At 60.8% G+C, this 22,669-nt stretch carries 7 protein-coding genes; 2 read left to right on the top strand and 5 right to left on the bottom strand.

The window, feature by feature from the left end:
• Positions 1-5 precede the first annotated feature (5 nt).
• From F8N82_RS24120 to F8N82_RS24140, 5 genes are all read right to left on the bottom strand, one after another.
• The gene (locus F8N82_RS24120) at positions 6-1,025 is read right to left on the bottom strand and encodes an ABC transporter substrate-binding protein (RefSeq protein ID WP_038997761.1); all 1,020 of its coding nucleotides are present in this window, start codon (positions 1,023-1,025) and stop codon (positions 6-8) included.
• Positions 1,026-1,043: 18 nt separating this feature from the next.
• Positions 1,044-1,943 (bottom strand): TauD/TfdA dioxygenase family protein, encoded by a 900-nt coding sequence (locus tag F8N82_RS24125; protein WP_038997762.1) that lies wholly within the window; start codon positions 1,941-1,943, stop codon positions 1,044-1,046.
• A gap of 246 nt (positions 1,944-2,189) precedes the next feature.
• Complete coding sequence (locus F8N82_RS24130; RefSeq protein ID WP_167336611.1) at positions 2,190-3,551, bottom strand: HlyD family type I secretion periplasmic adaptor subunit; 1,362 nt, start codon at positions 3,549-3,551, stop codon at positions 2,190-2,192.
• Position 3,552: 1 nt separating this feature from the next.
• Entirely contained in the window at positions 3,553-5,709 is a 2,157-nt protein-coding gene (locus tag F8N82_RS24135; RefSeq protein ID WP_038997766.1) for a type I secretion system permease/ATPase, read from the bottom strand.
• Between the two features lie 42 nt (positions 5,710-5,751).
• A complete protein-coding gene (locus F8N82_RS24140) occupies positions 5,752-7,089 on the bottom strand; it encodes a TolC family outer membrane protein (RefSeq protein WP_038997767.1) in 1,338 nt (445 codons plus the stop codon).
• A 347-nt stretch (positions 7,090-7,436) separates the two neighbouring features.
• On the opposite strand from F8N82_RS24140, the gene F8N82_RS24145 reads away from it, so the two are divergent.
• Positions 7,437-22,163 carry a retention module-containing protein gene (locus F8N82_RS24145; RefSeq protein ID WP_338918903.1) on the top strand — a complete coding sequence of 4,909 codons (14,727 nt, stop codon included), beginning with the start codon at positions 7,437-7,439 and terminating at the stop codon, positions 22,161-22,163.
• A gap of 158 nt (positions 22,164-22,321) precedes the next feature.
• Positions 22,322-22,663 (top strand): hypothetical protein, encoded by a 342-nt coding sequence (locus F8N82_RS24150; protein ID WP_038997770.1) that lies wholly within the window; start codon positions 22,322-22,324, stop codon positions 22,661-22,663.
• Positions 22,664-22,669 lie beyond the last annotated feature (6 nt).

Raw genomic sequence — 22,669 nt, forward strand, 5'->3', positions numbered from 1 at the left:
CCGGATCAGCTCCCTTGCAGCGGTTTCTCGTCCTGGAAGAAGTAGTCTTTCCAGGATTCGGGTTTGTGCTTGATCGCGCCTACGCGGTAGAGGAACTCGGCCAGCGGGTAGGTGTTTTTCGGCGTCACGCTGAATTCGTACTGCGGGTTGTCGATGATCTTCAGCAACGCCTCGCGGTCGATCTTGGCCTTGGTCACGCGGATGTAGGTGTCGGCTGCAGCGGCCTTGTCGTTCTGGGCAAACTCGGCGGCTTCAGCCAGGGCATCGACGAAGGCCTTGTAGGTTTTGGGGTTGTCGTTGCGGAATTTCTCGGTGGCAAACAGCACGGTCGGCGAGTTAGGCCCGAGCAGGTCGTAGGTGTTGAGCACCACGTGCACGTCCTTGTTGGCCAGCACCTGGTCCTGGAACGGCGGGTTGGAGAAGTGCGCGTTCAGCTCGGTACCGCCAGCGAGCAAGGCCGCGGTGGCATCCGGATGAGGGACGGCCAGGGTGTATTTATCGAGGCGGTTGTACTCCTTGTCGCCCCACTGCTTGGCGGCGGCGTACTGCAAAAAGCGCGACTGCACCGAGACGCCCACCGCCGGCAGGGCGATGCGGTCTTTCTCGCTGAAATCGGCGATGGTCTTCACCTTCGGGTTACTGCTGACCAGGTAGTAAGGGAAGTTGCCCAGCGAGGCCACGGCCTTGACGTTCTGCCGGCCCTGGGTGCGGTCCCAGATGGTCAGCAGCGGGCCGACGCCGGCCCCGGCGATATCCACCGAGCCGGAGAGCAAGGCGTCGTTGATCGCGGCGCCACCCGACAGCTGGGTCCAGTCGACCTTGATGTCGATGCCCTGCGCCTTGCCGTGCTTCTCGATCAGGTTCTGATCGCGCACCACATTGAGCAGCAGGTAAACAATGCCGAACTGCTCGGCAATGCGGATTTCACCTTCGGCCTGGGCCGTGGCCGGCGCTACCAGACTGCCGGCGAGCAGGCTGGCACTCAGGCCGATACTGGCCGCCAGGCGGCTGATTGATTTGCGCATGCTGTACTCCTCGAAAGATCAGAACGGAGCATCGCCCTGGATGGTGGTGCGGTACAGCTTGCGGCGCAGGTGCGCGGGGCAGCCGCTGGCCAGGTGAATCAACGAGCGGTTGTCCCAGAACACCAGGTCATGGGGCCGCCATTGGTGGCGGTAGATGTTTTGCTCAAGCACGCTGTGGGCGTGGAGTTCGGCAAGGATCTGGCGGCTTTCATCGTCGGGCAGGCCGACGATGCGGGTGGTGAACCCTTCACTGACGAACAGCGCCTTACGGCCGTTTTCCGGGTGGGTGCGCACCACCGGGTGAATCACCTCCTGAACCTGCGCCAGTTGCTCGGCGGTCAGGGGCGGGCGCCAGTTGCCTGCGAATTTGCTCTCGCTGTAGCGGGCGGTATAGGAATGCGCGGCGCGGCGCCCCTCAACGGCTTTGCGCAGGGCGTCGGGCAAGCCGTCCCAGGCCTTGTGCATATCGGCGAACAGGGTGTCGCCGCCTTCGCTGGGCAGCTCCTGGGCGTGCAGCATCGAGCCCAGGCTTGGCAGCTCCTTGTACGACAGGTCCGAGTGCCAGAACTTGCCGGCATCGCCCAGGCCGATGTTCTGACCGTTCTCGACGATGTTGGAGACGATGAGGATTTCTGGGTGGCCGCTGAGCAAGAACTGCTTGAGCACGTGGACCTGCAACACACCGAAGCGGCGGCTGAAGTCGATCTGTTGTTCGGGGGTAATACGCTGGTCGCGAAACACCAGCACGTGATGGTCAAGATGAGCCCGGTGGATGCGGGTGAGATCTTCGCCGCTGACGGGTTTGCTCAGGTCCAGGCCGATGATCTCGGCGCCGACGGCACCACTGAACGGCAGGATTTCGAAGGCTTGCTGCTGTGCGCTGTCGATGGACGACAAGGCGTTAGAGGCCCCTGACATGATTCACTCCCACGCAGAGCGCGCCCAAAGGTGCGCGCATCGATCAGAAACTCACGGTGTTCCGTGTTGGTTCGGTCGTGCGGCGCGCCGATTGGTCGGCAGGTACGCAGGGGAGTGACTATAAAGTCATAAGGGAGAGAATTTAAATACCTTTAGTGCATAAGCATATGGTGAGGTTGGGGCCTCTTCGCGGGGCAAGCCCGCTCCTACACAACCCTGTAGGAGCGGGCTTGCCCCGCGATGCTGTCAACGCTCGCGCAAGGCCTCAGCCCGCGCGCGGATGATCGGCTTGAGCAGGTAGCTCAGCACGCTCTTCTTGCCGGTGATGATGTCCACCGAAGCAACCATCCCCGGGATGATCAGCAGCGGCTTGTCGTCGCTGCCCAGATGGCTGCGCTCGGTGCGCAGCTTGATCACGTAGAAGGTGTTCTTGTCTTCGTCAGTGATGGTGTCGGCGCCGATCTGTTCAAGCTTGGCCTTGAGGCCGCCGTAGATGGTGTAGTCATAAGCGGTGAACTTGACCATCGCTTCCTGCCCAGGGTGGAGGAAGGCAATGTCTTGCGGACGGATGCGCGCTTCGACCAGCAAGGTGTCGTCCAGCGGGACGATTTCGACCAGGTCGCTGCCCGGCTGGATCACGCCGCCAACGGTGTTGACCAGCAGCTGCTTGACGATACCGCGCACCGGCGAGGTGACCAGGGTGCGGTTGACCCGGTCGTCCAGGGCCTTGCCGGTGGCCTGGGCCTTGCTCAGGTCGGTACGCGCTTCGTTGAGTTGGGTCAGGGCTTCGCTGCGGAACTTGCCGCGGGTCTCGTCGATCTTGCGCTCGACTTCCTTGATCGCCGACTCGGCACGCGGGATCGCCAGCGAGGTGGCATCCAGCTGGCCGCGGTTCTCGACTTCGGCGCGCTTGAGGCGCAGCACTTCCACCTGGGAGATCGCACCCTGGGCCACCAGCGGCTCGGACATGCTGATTTCCTGGCGCAGCAGCTGCAGGCTGTTGCGGTACTGGCCCTGCTTGGAGCTGAACTCGCGCAGCTCCTGCTGACGCTGCACCAGTTGCTCCTGCAGGCCGCCGATTTCGTCCTGCAACTGCTGTCGACGGCTCTGGTACAGGGACTCTTCGTTGGCGGCCTGGCTCGGCGCGGCCTTGCGGATTTCTTCGTCGATCTTCAACGGCCGGTCTTCGACCTCGGCGCTCAGGCGCTCGACGCGCAGGGCCATGGCCAGGCGATCAGCCTCGGTCTCGCCGACGTTGGAGACGAAACGGGTGTCATCCAGGCGCAGCAACGGGTCGCCAATCTCGACGATTTCGCCCTCTTTGGCGTAGATCTGCGCAACGATGCCGCCTTCCAGGTTCTGGATTTTCTGCAGTTTCGACGACGGGATCGCCTTGCCTTCGCCACGAGTAACTTCGTCGATAATGGCGAAGTTGGCCCAAAGCCCCAGAAACAGGAAGAAGCCGATCACCGCCCAGATAGTCAGGCGCACGATGCGCGGCGCATCTTCGATCAGCGCCTTGTTGACCTCGGGCAGCGGCTGGCCGCTGAGCGATTCGGAACCCTTGAAGTACTTGCGCAGGCTGTCCTTGATCTGGCCCATATCCATCTTAAGCAACACTGATCTGCCCCTTCTTCAGCGCATCCATGACGGCGGCTTTCGGGCCATCCGCGACTATCTGCCCGCGATCGACAACGATCAGGCGGTCGACCAGTGACAACAGCGAAGCCCGGTGAGTCACCAGGACCACGGTCTTGCTCTCGATGACGGCTTGCAGGCGTTGCTTGAGGCGTTCTTCACCAGTGTTGTCCATGGCGCTGGTCGGTTCATCGAGCAGCAGGATTTGCGGGTTGAGCAGCAGCGCACGGCCGAGGGCGACGTTCTGCCGCTGGCCACCGGACAGGTTCTGGCCACGCTCGCCGACCTGCAGCTCGTAGCCTTGCGGGTGCAACCGGGCGAATTCGTGAACCCCGGACAGCTCGGCGGCCTGCAGGACCATTTCGTCCTCGACATAGCGGGCACCGCTGACCAGGTTGTCGCGCAGGGTGCCAGCCAGCAGCTGGATGTCCTGGGGCACGTAGCCGATGTTGTGACGCAGCTCGCTGACGTCGATCTGGCGAATGTCCACGCCATCGACCAGCAACGAGCCGGCGTCGGCTTCGTAGAGGCCGACGATCAGCTTGGCCAGCGAGCTCTTGCCCGAGCCGCTGCGGCCAATTATGCCGACTTTCTCGCCGGGGCGGATCGACACATTGACGCCCTTGAGCGCCAGGTTCTGCTGGTTGGGGTAGGTGAAATCGACGCCGCGAAATTCGATGCCCCCCTGCAGTACCTGACGGCTCAGCGGGCGCTCTTCAAAGTTGCGCTCTTGCGGCAACTCCATCATCTGGTCGGTGGAAACCATGGTGACCTTGGCTTGCTGGTAACGGGTCAGCAGGCCGGAGAGCTGGCCCAGCGGGCCGAGGGCGCGGCCACTGAGCATGTAGCAGGCAATCAGGCCGCCCATGCTCAGGTTGCCGGCCATGATCTGGTAGACACCGGCGCAGATCAGCGCCACGCCCGCCAGTTGCTGGATCAGCAGGGTAATGTTCATCGCCAGGCCTGAGAGCACCTTGACCCGCAGCTCGAGGCGACTGAGGGTGCCGATGGTCTGCTCCCACATGTACTGGCGTTCGCTTTCGGCGTTGTTGACCTTGACCGCATCGAGCCCGGCGAGGGTTTCAATCAGGCTCGACTGGCGCTCGGAGGCCAGTGCCATGGTCCGCTCCAGGGTCGCCACCAGCGGTTTTTGCAGGGCATAACCGATACCCAGGGCCAGCGGGAAGGCGATGATCGGGATCCACACCAGATGCCCACCGATGATGGCAATCACCATCAGGATCAACAGGGTGAACGGCAAGTCGATGAGGCTGGTCAGGGTCAGCGAGGCGAGGAAGTCGCGCAGGCCCTGGAATTCATGGATGTTCTGGGCAAAGCTGCCGACCCGTGCCGGCCGGTACTTCATGGCCATGCCGACGATGCGTTCGAACAGCGTGGCGGAGATGATCAGGTCGGTCTTCTTCCCGGCCAGGTCCAGGCACAAGCTGCGCAGGCCCTTGAGGATCAGGTCGAAGATGTAGGCGCCGGAGATACCCAGAGCCAGGACCCAGAGGGTCGAGGTGGCCTGGTTGGGCACCACGCGGTCGTAGACGTTCATCACGAACAGCGGTGCGGCCAGGGCGATCAGGTTGATCACCAGGCTTGCGGCGATGGCGTCGATGTACAGCCAGCGGCTGCGCTTGAGGGTGTCGCGGAACCAGGAGCGCGCCCGCGGGATCAGGTTGCCGTGGTTGACGTCGAACTTGTGCTGCGGCTGGGCGAAAAACACCCGGCCGCTGTAGTCGCTTTGCAGGGCTTCACGACTGACATGCACCTCGCCGCCGTCGCTCTCGCTGAGCAACAGGCGCGCGGTGTCGTCATTCTCCCAACCCAGCAACACCGTGCTGCGACCGTCCTTGAGCAGGAGCATGGCCGGCATGGCAATACTCGGGATCTGCTCCAGCTTGCGTTGCAGCAAGCGGCCCTGCAGGCCGGCACGGGCCGCCGCACGTGGCAGCAGCTCCGGGCTCAGGCGCTGGGCCGGCAACGGCAGGCCGGTGGTCAGCATGGCCCGGCTGGCGGGCTTCTGGTGCAGCACGCAGAGAGACAGCAGGCTGTCCAGCAACGGATCGTCGTGCTGACTGCGTGGATCATGGCTGAGTTGGACTCGACTGACTTCTGATTCCACGCGGGCTCTCTTAACGGTTGCGGTTGGCTATAACAGTGAACCTCAGTTCATGCCTGGCAGGTTCACTTTCGGTTTAAGGTCGTTCTGCACCACAGCGGCCATCGGTGCGACAACACCCTGGCTCTTGAGCAGTTGCCCAATGGTCGCTTTGATTCGGTACTGAGTAAACACCTGGCTGTTCTTCACTTCCGCGAGACGGCGCTGCGCGGTGAACAGTTCGTTCTCGCTGTCGAGCAAGTCTAGCAAGGTACGTTCGCCCAGGCTGAACTGCTTCTGGTAGGCGCTGCGCACACTGTTGCTGTGATCGACGTATTGCTGGGCGATCGGCAACTGCGCATTGGCGTTGTCCATAGCATTCCATGCCAGGCCTAGCTCCTCATTGAGCTGGCGCAAGGCATTGTTGCGAATGTCCAGCGCCTGGTTGGTCAGGTACGACTTGGATTCCAGGTCGGCCTTGTTGCTGCCGCCGGCATACAAGTTGAAGCTCATACGCAGCATAGCCTGCCATTCGTTGTTGTGGCCGTTCATGCCATCAAGATCGTTATCGGCCGTCCGTCCGAGTTCTGCATCAAAACGCGGATAGAAAGTAGACTTTGCCGCTTCGTATTGCTTCTCCGCCGCCGCGATATCGGACTCCGCCGAGCGCAGGATCGGGCTGCTTTCGACCATCTGCTGACGGGCCTCGTCGAGGTTGGCCGGCAACAGGTCGACAAACGGCGCCGGGCTGCTTAACTCGTCCGGCAGCTGACCGACCACGCTCAGGTAGTTGGTCTTGGCATCGGCGAGGTTGGTCTGCTCGGTGATCAAGTTGTTGCGGGCCTGGGCCAGACGCGCTTCCGCCTGGTCAAGGTCAGCCAGGCGGCCGACACCACGGGCGGTGCGCAGCTTGATCTGGTCGTAGATGCGTTCGTGGCTGCGCAGGTTGTCTTCTGCCAGACGGACCATCTCGCGACGGGTCAGGACATCCAGATAGACCTGGGCAACGGTCAGCGCGGTGCGCTCGGACGCCCCCAGCAACGAGTAGGCGCGGGAGTTGACGGTGGCTTGCTGACGACCGACTTCGCTCGACGTGGCAAAACCGTCGAAGACCATTTGCCGCAGGCGCACGCTCGACTCACCACGGTTGAGGGTTTCCCAGCGGTTGCCGGTGCTCGGGCTGTCGGTGCCTTCACGGCCATAACCGGCCAGCACATCGACGCGTGGCAGGTAACCGCCCTTGGCGGCGCGCAGTTGGTAATCGGCAGCGATTCGGCTGTTGACCCCGGCCTGGATTTCCGGGTGTACCTCGAGGGCTTTCTGCATGGCCTCTGGCAGGCTCTGTGCTTGAACGAAACTGGTGGCGAGGACGAAAGGAAGAGCAGTGAACAGTGACGCGCGCATTTAACTTTTTTCCCAGGGACGTCTTGTCCCAAATCACAGCAGAAATCGTTGCTGCATTAGAAAATGGCAACCGAATTGACCTTATGTCGGAAACTTCCGAAGGGGTACTTGGTTCGTACGGAGGAAGAGTGGCAGCCGCTCAAATATCAATGTGACATTACGGTGCTGATTGTTTAGGATGGCAGCACGAAGGTCAATACTTTGGCATAAACTTAATAGCCAACAGTTATCGACAATATATTGACGTCAAAAGCGCCAAACTTACTATTGAAACATTCCATCAGAAAGCGGCAATTCAGCGCCGGCTGGCATGGAAGCCAAATTGAACGGGTAATCCGGAGAGTCCAATGAGCAGTGTTGTTGCCATCGTCAAAAGCATTGTTGGCCAAGTTATCGCCGTATCCCCAGAAGGGATTCAACGTGTACTCATCGAAGGTGACCGCCTGTTCGCTGGCGAGCAAGTGCTCACCGGCCTGGCCGGCGCCGTCACCCTGGAGCTGGCCGACGGCCGCACCCTGGACCTGGGCCGCGATACCCAGTGGAGTGCCGAGACCCCGGACAGCAGCACTGACCTGGCGGCTGCCACCGCCCAGGCTGCGCCTTCGGTCGAAGAGCTGCAACAGGCCATCGCCGCCGGTGCTGACCCGACCACCGAACTCGAAGCCACCGCAGCAGGCCCGTCGGCCGCTGGTAGCGGCGGCGCGGCCGGTGGTGGCCACAGCTTCGTCATGCTCGATGCCACGGCTGCTTCGGTCGACCCGACCATTGGCTTCCCGACCGGCCCGATCGGCTTTGCCACCGGCGCCGCTACCCAGGAACTGGGTGGCCCGGACGATACCAACAACCCGAGCACCACCACGCCTACGCGCGAATCCGGCCTGAGCCTGAGCGCCACGCCGTCGATCACCGAGGCCGGTGGTGTGATCATCTACACCGCCACCCTGGGCCAGCCACCGCTGACCGACCTGACCGTGACCCTGTCCAATGGCCAGGTCATCGTCATCAACGCCGGGCAGACCACCGGCAGCGTCAGCGTGACCATCCCGCCAAACGACACCGTGTACCTGGACGGCAGTGAGATTTCCACGACCATCACCGGCACCACCGGCGGCGCAGGCCTGATCATCACCCCGGACACCACCCCGGCGGTGACCCAGATCACCGATACCATCGACACCACCACCGTCAGCCTGACCGCCAACCCGAGTGTCACTGAAGGCGGCGTGATCACCTACACGGCCACCCTGACCAACCCGGCGCAGACGCCGGTGACCGTCACCCTGTCCAACGGCAGCACCATCACCATCGGCGCCGGCCAGACCACCGGCACCGTCGACGTGCAGACGCCACCGAACGACGTCTACAACAACGCCAGCACCGTCAGCACCACCATCACCGACGCCACCGGTGGCAACTTCGAGAACCTGGTACCGAACCCGAACCCGGCGGTCACCACCATTACCGATTCGATCGATGACACCGGCCTTAGCCTGAATGCCACCGGCACCGTGGCCGAAGGCGGCTCGATCATCTACACCGCGACCTTGACCAACCCGGCCGGCACCCCGGTGACCGTGACCCTGAGCAACGGCGCGGTGATCACCATTGCCGCAGGCCAGACCGAAGGCAGCGTGACCGTGCCAGCGCCTAGCGACGACGTGTATGTCGATGCCGGCAACGTCAGCGTCAGCATCGACAAGGTCGATGGCGGTAACTTCGAAAACCTGGTGGTCAGCAACCAGCCAGCGGTGACTGAAGTTACCGATACCATCGATACTTCGACTGTCACCCTGACCGCGAACAGCAGTGTTGCTGAAGGTGGTGTGGTTACTTATACCGCTTCGGTGACTGCGCCAGTGACGGGTTCGGCACTGGTTATTACTCTGGCCAATGGTCAGCAGATCACTATTCCAGTTGGCCAGAGTTCTGGTTCGGTTGAGTTTGTTGCGCCGAACAACGTGCACACCACTAACCCGGACCTGACCAACAGCATTACCGGGACTACGGGTGGTAACTACGAGAAGTTGGAAACTACTGGTAATCCGGTAACTACCGTTACTGATGGTCCAGGTACTGACGACACTACCGGCCTGAAACTGACCGCTACGGGTTCAGTCGCTGAGGGCGGTTCGATTGTTTATACCGCCACACTGACCAATCCAGCCGGCACGGAAATGAAGGTCACTCTGAGCAACGGTGAAGTCATCACCATTGCCGCGGGCCAGACCGAAGGCAGCATTACCGTGGCTGCGCCTGCCGATGACGTATACATTGATGCGGGCGAAGTCAGCGTCACTGTGACCGGTACTACTGGCGGCGACTTCGAGAACGTTGCCATAGATGGCACTCCGGCCGTTACTCAAGTTACTGACACCATCGATACCTCGACTGTCACCCTGACGGCGAACAGCAGTATTGCCGAAGGTGGTGTGGTTACTTACACCGCTTCGGTGACTGCGCCAGTGACCGGCTCTGCGCTGGTTATTACTCTGGCCAATGGCCAGCAGATCACTATTCCAGTCGGTCAGAGCTCTGGCTCGGTTGAGTTTGTTGCGCCGAACAACGTGCACACCACCAATCCAGACCTGACCAACAGCATTACCGGTACCTCGGGCGGTAACTACGAGAAGCTGGAGACCGCTGGCAATCCGGTTACTACCGTTACTGATGGTCCAGATACTGAAGACACCACCGGTCTGAAGTTGACTGCGACCGGTTCGGTTGAAGAAGGCGGTTCGATTGTTTACACCGCCACCCTGACCAACCCGGCCGGTGCCGAGATGAAGGTCACTCTGAGCAACGGTGAAGTCATCACCATTGCGGCGGGCCAGACTGAAGGCAGCATCACCCTGCCTGCTCCATCGGATGACGTGTACATCGATGCTGGCGAAGTCAGCGTCACTGTGACCGGTACCACTGGCGGCGACTTTGAGAAAGTTGCGGTAGATGGCACTCCGGCCGTTACTCAAGTTACCGATACCATCGACACCAGTACCGTTACGTTGACCGCTACTCCGAGCGTGACCGAAGGTGGCGTCGTCACCTACACCGCGTCCGTCACTGCTCCGGTAACCGGTTCTGCGTTGGTAATTACTCTGGCTAACGGCCAACAAATCACCATCCCTGTCGGTTCCAGCTCCGGCACCGTGGACTTCGTTGCACCCAACAACGTACACACCACCAACCCGGACCTGACCAACAGCATCACCGGTACCTCGGGCGGCAACTACGAGAAGCTGGACACCGCGGGCAACCCAGTGACCACCGTCACCGATGGTCCAGGCACCGATGACACCACCGGTCTCAAGCTGACCGCTACCGGCACCGTCGCCGAAGGCGGCGACATCATCTACACCGCCACCCTGACCAATCCGGCTGGCACCGAGATGAAAGTGACCCTGAGCAACGGTGAGACCATCACCATCGCCAAGGGCCAGACCGAAGGCAGCATCACTGTTCCGGCTCCGGAAGACGATGTGTACATCGACGCTGGTGAAGTCAGCGTCACTGTGACTGGCACCACTGGCGGTGACTTCGAGAAAGTCGAAGTCGATCCGGCTGCCGCTGTGACTGAAGTCACCGATACCATCGACACCAGTACCGTTACATTGACCGCTACTCCGAGCGTGACTGAAGGCGGTGTGGTTACCTACACCGCGTCGGTCACCGCTCCGGTTACTGGCTCGAACCTGGTCATCACCCTGGCCAACGGTCAACAGATCACCATTCCAGTCGGTTCCAGCTCCGGCACCGTGGACTTCGTTGCACCCAACAACGTGCACACCACCAACCCGGACCTGACCAACAGCATCACCGGTACCTCGGGCGGCAACTACGAGAAGCTGGATACCGCTGGTAATCCGGTTACTACCGTTACTGATGGTCCAGGCACCGACGACACTACTGGTCTGAAACTGACCGCTACCGGTACCGTCGCCGAAGGCGGCGAGATCGTCTACACCGCTACGCTGACCAACCCAGCGGGCACCGAGATGAAAGTCACCCTGAGCAACGGTGAGACCATCACCATCGCCAAGGGTCAGACCGAAGGCAGCATCACTGTTCCGGCTCCGGAAGACGACGTGTACATCGACGCTGGTGAAGTCAGCGTCACTGTGACCGGCACCACCGGTGGCGACTTCGAGAAGCTGGCTGTGGATAACACTCCAGCGGTCACCGACGTGACCGACACCATCGACACCTCGACGGTCACCCTGACCGCTACCCCAAGCGTCACTGAAGGCGGTGTGGTTACCTACACCGCGTCGGTCACCGCTCCGGTTACTGGCTCGAACCTGGTCATCACCCTGGCCAACGGTCAACAGATCACCATTCCAGTCGGTTCCAGCTCCGGCACCGTGGACTTCGTTGCACCCAACAACGTGCACACCACCAACCCGGACCTGACCAACAGCATCACCGGTACCTCGGGCGGCAACTACGAGAAGCTGGATACCGCTGGTAATCCGGTTACTACCGTTACTGATGGTCCAGGCACCGACGACACTACTGGTCTGAAACTCACCGCTACTGGCTCCGTGGCTGAAGGCGGCGAGATCGTCTACACCGCTACGCTGACCAACCCAGCGGGCACCGAGATGAAAGTCACCCTGAGCAACGGTGAGACCATCACCATTGCTGCGGGCCAGACCGAAGGCAGCATCACTGTTCCGGCACCGGAAGACGACGTGTACGTCGACGCTGGTGAAGTCAGCGTGACCATCACTGGCACCACTGGCGGTGACTTCGAAAAAGTCGAAGTCGACCCGACTGCTGCCGTAACCGATGTCACTGACACCATCGACACCAGCACCGTTACGTTGACCGCTACTCCGAGCGTGACCGAAGGTGGCGTAGTTACCTACACCGCGTCCGTCACTGCTCCGGTAACCGGTTCTGCGTTGGTAATTACTCTGGCTAACGGCCAACAAATCACCATCCCTGTCGGTTCCAGCTCCGGCACCGTGGACTTCGTTGCACCCAACAACGTACACACCACCAACCCGGACCTGACCAACAGCATTACCGGTACCTCGGGCGGTAACTACGAGAAGCTGGAGACCGCTGGCAATCCGGTTACTACCGTTACTGATGGTCCAGATACTGAAGACACCACCGGTCTGAAGTTGACTGCGACCGGTTCGGTTGAAGAAGGCGGTTCGATTGTTTACACCGCCACCCTGACCAACCCGGCCGGTGCCGAGATGAAAGTGACCCTGAGCAACGGTGAGACCATCACCATCGCCAAGGGCCAGACCGAAGGCAGCATCACTGTTCCGGCTCCGGAAGACGATGTGTACATCGACGCTGGTGAAGTCAGCGTCACTGTGACTGGCACCACTGGCGGTGACTTCGAGAAAGTCGAAGTCGATCCGGCTGCCGCTGTGACTGAAGTCACCGATACCATCGACACCAGTACCGTTACATTGACCGCTACTCCGAGCGTGACTGAAGGCGGTGTGGTTACCTACACCGCGTCGGTCACCGCTCCGGTTACTGGCTCGAACCTGGTCATCACCCTGGCCAACGGTCAACAGATCACCATTCCAGTCGGTTCCAGCTCGGGCACCGTGGACTTCGTTGCACCCAACAACGTGCACACCACCAACCCGGACCTGACCAACAGCATCACCGGCACCTCGGGCGGCAACTACGAGAAGCTGGATACCGCTGGTAATCCGGTTACTACCGTTACTGATGGTCCAGGCACCGACGACACGACTGGTCTGAAACTGACCGCTACCGGTACCGTCGCCGAAGGCGGCGAGATCGTCTACACCGCTACGCTGACCAACCCAGCGGGCACCGAGATGAAAGTCACCCTGAGCAACGGTGAGACCATCACCATCGCCAAGGGTCAGACCGAAGGCAGCATCACTGTTCCAGCACCGGAAGACGACGTATACGTCGACGCTGGTGAAGTCAGCGTGACCGTGACCGGCACCACCGGTGGCGACTTCGAGAAGCTGGCTGTGGATAACACTCCAGCGGTCACCGACGTGACCGACACCATCGACACCTCGACGGTCACCCTGACCGCTACCCCAAGCGTCACTGAAGGCGGTGTGGTTACCTACACCGCGTCGGTCACCGCTCCGGTTACTGGCTCGAACCTGGTCATCACCCTGGCCAACGGTCAACAGATCACCATTCCAGTCGGTTCCAGCTCCGGCACCGTGGACTTCGTTGCACCCAACAACGTGCACACCACCAACCCGGACCTGACCAACAGCATCACCGGTACCTCGGGCGGCAACTACGAGAAGCTGGATACCGCTGGTAATCCGGTTACTACCGTTACTGATGGTCCAGGCACCGACGACACTACTGGTCTGAAACTCACCGCTACTGGCTCCGTGGCTGAAGGCGGCGAGATCGTCTACACCGCTACGCTGACCAACCCAGCCGGCACCGAGATGAAAGTGACCCTGAGCAACGGTGAGACCATCACCATCGCCAAGGGTCAGACTGAAGGCAGCATCACTGTTCCAGCACCGGAAGACGACGTATACGTCGACGCCGGTGAAGTCAGCGTGACCATCACTGGCACCACTGGCGGTGATTTCGAAAAAGTCGAAGTCGACCCGACTGCTGCCGTGACCGATGTCACTGACACCATCGATACCAGTACCGTCACCCTGACCGCCACTCCGAGCGTCACTGAAGGCGGCGTCGTCACCTACACCGCGTCCGTCACTGCTCCGGTAACCGGTTCTGCGTTGGTAATTACTCTGGCTAACGGCCAACAAATCACCATTCCTGTCGGTTCCAGCTCGGGCACCGTGGACTTCGTTGCACCCAACAACGTACACACCACCAACCCGGACCTGACCAACAGCATCACCGGTACCACCGGTGGCAACTACGAGAAGCTGGACACCGCTGGCAATCCGGTTACTACCGTTACTGATGGTCCAGGCACCGACGACACTACTGGTCTGAAACTCACCGCTACTGGCACCGTCGCCGAAGGCGGCGACATCATCTACACCGCCACCCTGACCAATCCGGCTGGCACCGAGATGAAAGTGACCCTGAGCAACGGTGAGACCATCACCATCGCCAAGGGCCAGACCGAAGGCAGCATCACTGTTCCGGCACCGGAAGACGACGTATACGTCGACGCTGGTGAAGTCAGCGTGACCATCACTGGCACCACTGGCGGTGACTTCGAAAAAGTCGAAGTCGACCCAACTGCTGCCGTGACTGAAGTCACTGACACCATCGACACCAGCACCGTTACGTTGACCGCTACTCCGAGCGTGACTGAAGGCGGTGTGGTTACCTACACCGCGTCCGTCACTGCTCCGGTAACCGGTTCTGCGTTGGTAATTACTCTGGCTAACGGCCAACAAATCACCATTCCTGTCGGTTCCAGCTCGGGCACCGTGGACTTCGTTGCGCCCAACAACGTGCACACCACCAACCCGGACCTGACCAACAGCATCACCGGTACCTCGGGCGGCAACTACGAGAAGCTGGACACCGCTGGCAATCCGGTTACTACCGTTACTGATGGTCCAGGCACCGACGACACTACTGGTCTGAAACTCACCGCTACTGGCACCGTCGCCGAAGGCGGCGACATCATCTACACCGCCACCCTGACCAATCCGGCTGGCACCGAGATGAAAGTGACCCTGAGCAACGGTGAGACCATCACCATCGCCAAGGGCCAGACCGAAGGCAGCATCACTGTTCCGGCACCGGAAGACGACGTATACGTCGACGCTGGTGAAGTCAGCGTGACCATCACTGGCACCACTGGCGGTGACTTCGAAAAAGTCGAAGTCGACCCAACTGCTGCCGTGACTGAAGTCACTGACACCATCGACACCAGCACCGTTACGTTGACCGCTACTCCGAGCGTGACTGAAGGCGGTGTGGTTACCTACACCGCGTCCGTCACTGCTCCGGTAACCGGTTCTGCGTTGGTAATTACTCTGGCTAACGGCCAACAAATCACCATTCCTGTCGGTTCCAGCTCGGGCACCGTGGACTTCGTTGCGCCCAACAACGTGCACACCACCAACCCGGACCTGACCAACAGCATCACCGGTACCTCGGGCGGCAACTACGAGAAGCTGGACACCGCTGGCAATCCGGTTACTACCGTTACTGATGGTCCAGGCACCGACGACACTACTGGTCTGAAACTCACCGCTACTGGCACCGTCGCCGAAGGCGGCGACATCATCTACACCGCCACCCTGACCAATCCGGCTGGCACCGAGATGAAAGTGACCCTGAGCAACGGTGAGACCATCACCATCGCCAAGGGCCAGACCGAAGGCAGCATCACTGTTCCGGCTCCGGAAGACGACGTGTACATCGACGCTGGTGAAGTCAGCGTCACTGTGACCGGCACCACCGGTGGCGACTTCGAGAAGCTGGCTGTGGATAACACTCCAGCGGTCACCGACGTGACCGACACCATCGACACCTCGACGGTCACCCTGACCGCTACCCCAAGCGTCACTGAAGGCGGTGTGGTTACCTACACCGCGTCGGTCACCGCTCCGGTTACTGGCTCGAACCTGGTCATCACTCTGGCCAACGGTCAACAGATCACCATCCCAGTCGGTTCCAGCTCCGGCACCGTGGACTTCGTTGCACCCAACAACGTACACACCACCAACCCGGACCTGACCAACAGCATCACCGGTACCTCGGGCGGCAACTACGAGAAGCTGGACACCGCTGGTAATCCGGTTACTACCGTTACCGATGGTCCAGGCACCGATGACACCACCGGCCTCAAGCTGACCGCTACCGGCACCGTCGCCGAAGGCGGCGACATCATCTACACCGCCACGCTGACCAACCCAGCCGGCACCGAAATGAAGGTGACCCTGAGCAACGGTGAGACCATCACCATCGCCAAGGGCCAGACCGAAGGCAGCATCACTGTTCCGGCACCGGAAGACGACGTGTACGTCGACGCTGGTGAAGTCAGCGTGACCATCACTGGCACCACTGGCGGTGACTTCGAAAAAGTCGAAGTCGACCCGACTGCTGCCGTAACCGATGTCACTGACACCATCGACACCAGCACCGTTACGTTGACCGCTACTCCGAGCGTGACCGAAGGTGGCGTAGTTACCTACACCGCGTCCGTCACTGCTCCGGTAACCGGTTCTGCGTTGGTAATTACTCTGGCTAACGGCCAACAAATCACCATCCCTGTCGGTTCCAGCTCCGGCACCGTGGACTTCGTTGCACCCAACAACGTACACACCACCAACCCGGACCTGACCAACAGCATTACCGGTACCTCGGGCGGTAACTACGAGAAGCTGGAGACCGCTGGCAATCCGGTTACTACCGTTACTGATGGTCCAGATACTGAAGACACCACCGGTCTGAAGTTGACTGCGACCGGTTCGGTTGAAGAAGGCGGTTCGATTGTTTACACCGCCACCCTGACCAACCCGGCCGGTGCCGAGATGAAAGTGACCCTGAGCAACGGTGAGACCATCACCATCGCCAAGGGCCAGACCGAAGGCAGCATCACTGTTCCGGCTCCGGAAGACGACGTGTACATCGACGCTGGTGAAGTCAGCGTCACTGTGACCGGCACCACCGGTGGCGACTTCGAGAAGCTGGCTGTGGATAACACTCCAGCTGTCACCGACGTGACCGACACCATCGACACTTCGACTGTCACCCTGACCGCTACCCCAAGCGTCACTGAAGGCGGCGTAGTTACCTACACCGCGTCGGTCACCGCTCCAGTAACCGGTTCGAACCTGGTCATCACCCTGGCCAACGGTCAACAGATCACCATCCCTGTCGGTTCCAGCTCCGGCACCGTGGACTTCGTTGCACCCAACAACGTACACACCACCAACCCGGACCTGACCAACAGCATCACCGGTACCTCGGGCGGCAACTACGAGAAGCTGGACACCGCTGGTAATCCGGTTACTACCGTTACCGATGGCCCTGGCACCGATGACACCACCGGCCTCAAGTTGACCGCGACGCCAACTGTCAACGAAGGTGGCTCGATCACTTACACCGCGACGCTGACCAACCCGGCCGGCACCGAGATGAAAGTGACCTTGAGCAACGGTGAAGTGATCACCATCGCCAAGGGTCAGAGCGAAGGCAAGATCACCATCGATGCACCAAGCGACGACGTGTACATCGACGCCGACAAGCTGAGCGTGACGGTCACTGGCACCACCGGCGGCGACTTCGAGAAGCTGGCTGTGGACAACACTCCAGCGGTCACCGACGTCAAGGACACCATCGACACCAGCACCGTCACCCTGACCGCCAGCACCAACAGTGTTGTCGAAGGCGGCGTAGTAACCTACACCGCGAAAGTCAGCGCGCCAGTGACCGGCTCCGACCTGGTGATCAGCCTGGCCAACGGCCAGAAAATCACCATCCCGGTCGGCCAGAGCAGCGGTACCGTGGACTACGTTGCGCCAAACAACGTACACACCACCAACCCTGCCCTGACCAACAGCATCACCGGTACTACCGGCGGCAACTACGAGAAGCTGGACACTGCGGGCAACACTACCGTCAGCGTCACCGACGGCCCGGGTACCCAGGACAACACCGGCCTGTCGCTGACTGCCACCGATACCGTGGCTGAAGGCGGCAAGATTACCTACGTGGCCAAGCTGACCAACCCAGCCGGCACCGAAATGAAGGTGACCCTGAGCAACGGTGAAGTCATCACCATCGCCAAGGGCCAGACCGAAGGCAAGATCACCATCGATGCGCCGAGCGATGACGTCTATATCGACGCCGGCAAACTGAGCGTGACCGTCACCGGCACCACCGGTGGCGACTTCGAGCAGCTGACCGTGAGCAACGTGCCGGCGGTGACCAACGTCACTGACACCATCGACACCAGCACCGTCACCCTGACCGCCAGCACCAACAATGTGGTCGAAGGCGGCGTAGTGACCTACACCGCCAAGGTCTCCGCGCCGGTGACCGGCTCCGACCTGGTCATCAACCTGGCCAACGGTCAGCAGATCACCATTCCTGTAGGCCAGACCAGCGGTACCGTGGACTACGTTGCGCCGAACAACGTGCACACCACCAACCCGACCCTGATCAACAGCATCACCGGCACCACCGGTGGCAACTACGAAAAACTGGTCAGCACCGGCAACACCAGCACCACCGTCACTGATGGCCCGGGCACCAAGGACTCCACCAGCCTGACCCTGACCGCGACCCCGACCGTGGCCGAAGGCGGCTCGATCACTTACGTGGCCAAGCTGAGCAACCCGGCTGGCACCGAGATGAAGGTCACCCTGAGCAACGGTGAAACCATCACCATTGCCGCCGGCCAGACCGAAGGCCAGGTGATCATCGCCGCACCTGGCGATGACGTGTACATCGATGCCGGCAGCGTCAGTGCGAAAATCACCGGCAGCACCGGCGGTGACTTCGAAGAGCTGAAGATCGACGGTTCGTCCGCCGTAACCAGCGTCACCGACACCATCGACACCACCAACCTGACCCTGAGCGCCACGCCATCGGTCGCCGAAGGTGGCAACATCGTCTACACCGCGACCTTGAGCAACAAGGCGCAGACCGCGGTCACCGTGACCTTGAGCAACGGTGCGACCATTGTCATCGAAGCCGGCAAGACCGAAGGCAAGGCCGTGGTTGCCGCTCCAGCCGATGACGTGTACATCGATGCCGGCAGTGTCAACGCGACCATTACCGGCGCTACCGGTGGCAACTTCGAAGACCTGGCAATCAGCAAGCAGCCAGCCGTCACCCAGGTGACCGATACCCTCGACACCACCACCGTCAGCATCAGCGGCACCACCTCGGTGGCCGAAGGTGACTCGGCCAACTACACCCTGACCCTGACCAACAAGGCGCAAACCGATGTGGTCATCAAGCTGACCTACACCGGCACCGCCACCAATGGTGCGGACTACACCGGCGTGGCCACCGTGGTGATCAAGGCGGGTAGCAGCACCGGCACCTTCAGCGTACCGATCATCCGCGACGGCATTGCCGAGAGCGCCGAGAACTTCACCGTGAAGATCGACTCGGCCACCGGCGGCAACTTCGAGAACCTGGCGATCAGCGGCAGCGCTGGCAGTGTCACCACCACCATCGTCAGCAACGAGGCACCTGTGGCCGCGGGCGGCGCTGTGACCGGTACCGAAGACACCGACCTGGTGCTGAGCTGGGCCAACTTCGGCATCACCGATGCCGACACCCCGGCGACCAACCTGGGCCTGACCATCACCAAGCTGCCCGCCGACGGCGTGCTGCAGTACAAGGACGGCAACGTCTGGAAAACCCTGACCGAAGCGGACGCTGGCAAGGTCTTCAGCAAGGCTGACATCGACGCCGGCAAGCTGAAGTTCGTGCCGGATCGCAACGAGTCGGGCATCGATGCCAACGGCGGCACCGGCGTGGGCAACAAAGAAGCCGACTACGCACAGATCAAGTTCAAGCCAACTGACGGCCAGGGCCTGGGCAACGAGGCCACCATCAAGGTCGACATCACCCCGGTCGCCGACAAGCCTGACCTGAACATCGGCAGCAACAACGTCAATTCGATCGGCCTGGTCAAGGAAACCTGGAACAGCCTCAGCGGCCTGGGCACCAACGGCAACGGCATCACCGGCGATGCGCTGAAAACCGTGTTCGACAACTCGGGCAAGGCCAACAGCAGCTCGCTGGTGACCAATGCCCAGTCGGACGCCAGCGTCGTCGGCGGTTCGGGCTCGAAGACTTCCGGCCTGATCTACCTCGAAGCGGGCAAGACCTACAGCTTCAGCGGTATTGGCGATGACAGCCTGCTGATCACCATCGGCGGCAAGAACGTGGCCCAGGCGACCTGGGGCGCAGGTGGTGCGATCAGTGGTTCGTTCAAGCCGACCATCAGCGGCTACTACACCCTGGATATCTACCACGCCAACCAGAGCGGCCCGGGCAGCTATGACGTCAACCTGTCGGTCAACGGCAGCACCCCGGTCGACTTGAACAACGCCAACATTCCGATGTACCCGGGCGTGAACGAGCTGACCAACGCCGGCGTCACCGTCGGCGAGCTGCACGGTGCCAATGGCGAAGGCTACTACCAGGGCTACAAGCTCAACGAAGGCGCCGAGAATGGCACCGTCAAGCTGGTCGGTATTTCCACCAACCTCACCGACACCGATGGTTCGGAAACCCTCAACGTCAAGCTCGGCGGCATTCCGGCCGGCTCGGTACTGAGCGATGGCGCCGGTCATACCATCACCGTCGGCAAGGACGCGGTCGATGTTACTGGCTGGAACCTGAACGGCCTGACCATCAAGCCACCAGCCTACTACCAGGGCCAGTTCGACGTGACCGTCACCTCGACGGCCACCGAGAAGGCCAACGGCAGCACTGACTTCACCCAGGGCACTATCAAGGTCACCGTTTACCCGGATACCTATGCCACCACCAACTTGACGTCCGATAACGACAACCGCGACTTTGGCACCAGCAACGACATCGTGGTCGCCGACGTCAATGGCTTGCATGTAACGCCAGGGCAGGATTACAACCTGGCGTTCATTGTCGATACTTCAGCCAGTATGGGTTACGCCGGTGTGGACGCGGCGAAGAAATCCCTGGAGTCGGTGTTCAACACCCTGGCTAACAGTGTCAAAGGTGCTCAGTCGGGTACGGTGAACATTCTGCTGGTGGACTTCTCCACCCAGGTCAACACCACCTTCTCGATCAACCTGGCTGACAATGGTGGACTGGCAGCGCTGCAAGCTGCACTGAAGAAGCTTGCTCCTGGCGGTAATACCAACTACGAAGATGCATTCAAAACCACCGCCAACTGGTATCAGAACCTCAAGGACGCTGGCAGCACCGGTAGCAACCAGACGTTCTTCATCACCGATGGCCAGCCAAATGTTTCTCAGGGCAACGAGCGTGGCAACCCGACGTTCAAAGACTCGGGCTATTCGATGGATAGCGTACTGGCCTCGCTGAACTACAAACTGGGCAATGTCATCAGCAACGAAATGGTCGGTGGCTACAACCGGATCAGTATCGACAAGCAGGGTAACCTCTCGTCGCAATACTGGGATGGCTATCGCTGGCGCGCCGACAGCAACGCTTCGGGCGAGTTGCACGCGCAGGGTGATGGCACCTATGAGTTGTCGAGCCAGAACTGGTATTACGTCGACGCCAACTCCAAAGAGTCTTTCCTGTTGCTGTCCAAGCATTCGAGCGTGGAAGCGATCGGCCTCAATGGCGGGGTCAATTCCAACGATCTGAAACCATATGACACCGATGGCAAACCGCAGGCCAACATCGACCCGAGCAAACTGGCCGAAGCGATTCTTGGCCATACCGAGGCCAGCCTGCCGGGCAACGATGCAGTCAGTGGCGGTGACGGCAATGACATTCTGTTCGGTGACCTGGTCAGCTTTGACGGCATTGCCGGCAACGGCGTCGAAGCCATTCAAGCCTATGTGGCCGGCAAGCTGGGCGTGAACCAGAGTGATGTCGACGGACGCGTGCTGCACCAGTACATCTCCGAGCACGTCAGCGAGTTCGATGTATCACGTACTGGCGATGGCAAGGACACGCTGCTCGGTGGCGACGGCAATGACATTCTCTTCGGCCAGGGTGGCGACGACTACCTCGATGGCGGCAAGGGCAATGACATCCTGCTTGGCGGTACCGGCAACGACACCCTGCTGGGCGGTGAAGGCAACGACATCCTCATCGGCGGCAAGGGCGACGACATCATGACCGGCGGTAGCGGTGCCGACACCTTCGTGTGGAAGGCCGGCGACACCGGCAAGGACGTTATCAAGGACTTCAAGGCTGCCGAAGGTGACCGTCTGGACCTGAGCGACCTGCTCCAGGGCGAGAAGGCCAGCACCATCGACAACTTCCTGAAGATCACCACGGTCAACGGCGAGTCGACTCTGCAGGTCAGCTCCGAAGGCAAGCTCAATGCCTCCGGCGGCCTGGCCAATGCCGATGTGACGATCAAGCTGGAAGGCGTCAACTGGGCCAATACCACGATCAACTCGCTGGTAACCGGTGCCGACCCGACCATCAAGATCGACCACTCCAACAGCTGATCCACGGCCTGCGCCAGCCCTCCCCGGGCTGGCGCAGCGCTTCGGACTTTGCCTGCACCCTATTCACAGCGCATACTCGCTCGCCGGGGCTACGCGCCCGTCCAGCTTGGCCTATTCTGCTGACTGCGGATACGGACTGACATTCAGAGGGATACCCCATGTTCTACGTGCAACGCGATGCACAGGGCCAACTGGTCCGGGTAGAGGCCGCACCCTACGCCGAATACACGGAGATGCTTCCAGCCGACCATGCCGAGGTCCAGGCGTGGTTTGCCGACGATGTCGTCGAGAACAGCCTCAAGCAGCTCAAGCAGAGTGACCTGGACATGATCCGGGTGCTTGAGGACTTGATCGAAGTGCTGACCACCAAAGGCGTGATCAGCATCACCGACCTGCCGCCCGGCGCGCAGGCCAAACTGCTCAACCGTTCCAGTGCCCGTGAAGCCCTGGGCGGTCTGAACAACCTGATCGATGACAATGAAGAAGGCGGTCTGATCTAAGCCTTG

The organism is Pseudomonas fluorescens, assembly GCF_902497775.2.
GTDB classification, from domain to species: domain Bacteria; phylum Pseudomonadota; class Gammaproteobacteria; order Pseudomonadales; family Pseudomonadaceae; genus Aquipseudomonas; species Aquipseudomonas putida_F.

What these genes read in the sequence shown, in the direction of transcription:
- F8N82_RS24140 (WP_038997767.1), bottom strand. Translation starts at nt 7,089, where the DNA reads ATGCGCGCGTCACTGTTCACTGCTCTTCCTTTCGTCCTCGCCACCAGT.
- F8N82_RS24150 (WP_038997770.1), top strand. Translation starts at nt 22,322, where the DNA reads ATGTTCTACGTGCAACGCGATGCACAGGGCCAACTGGTCCGGGTAGAG.
- F8N82_RS24125 (WP_038997762.1), bottom strand. Translation starts at nt 1,943, where the DNA reads ATGTCAGGGGCCTCTAACGCCTTGTCGTCCATCGACAGCGCACAGCAG.
- F8N82_RS24130 (WP_167336611.1), bottom strand. Translation starts at nt 3,551, where the DNA reads ATGGATATGGGCCAGATCAAGGACAGCCTGCGCAAGTACTTCAAGGGT.
- F8N82_RS24120 (WP_038997761.1), bottom strand. Translation starts at nt 1,025, where the DNA reads ATGCGCAAATCAATCAGCCGCCTGGCGGCCAGTATCGGCCTGAGTGCC.
- F8N82_RS24145 (WP_338918903.1), top strand. Translation starts at nt 7,437, where the DNA reads ATGAGCAGTGTTGTTGCCATCGTCAAAAGCATTGTTGGCCAAGTTATC.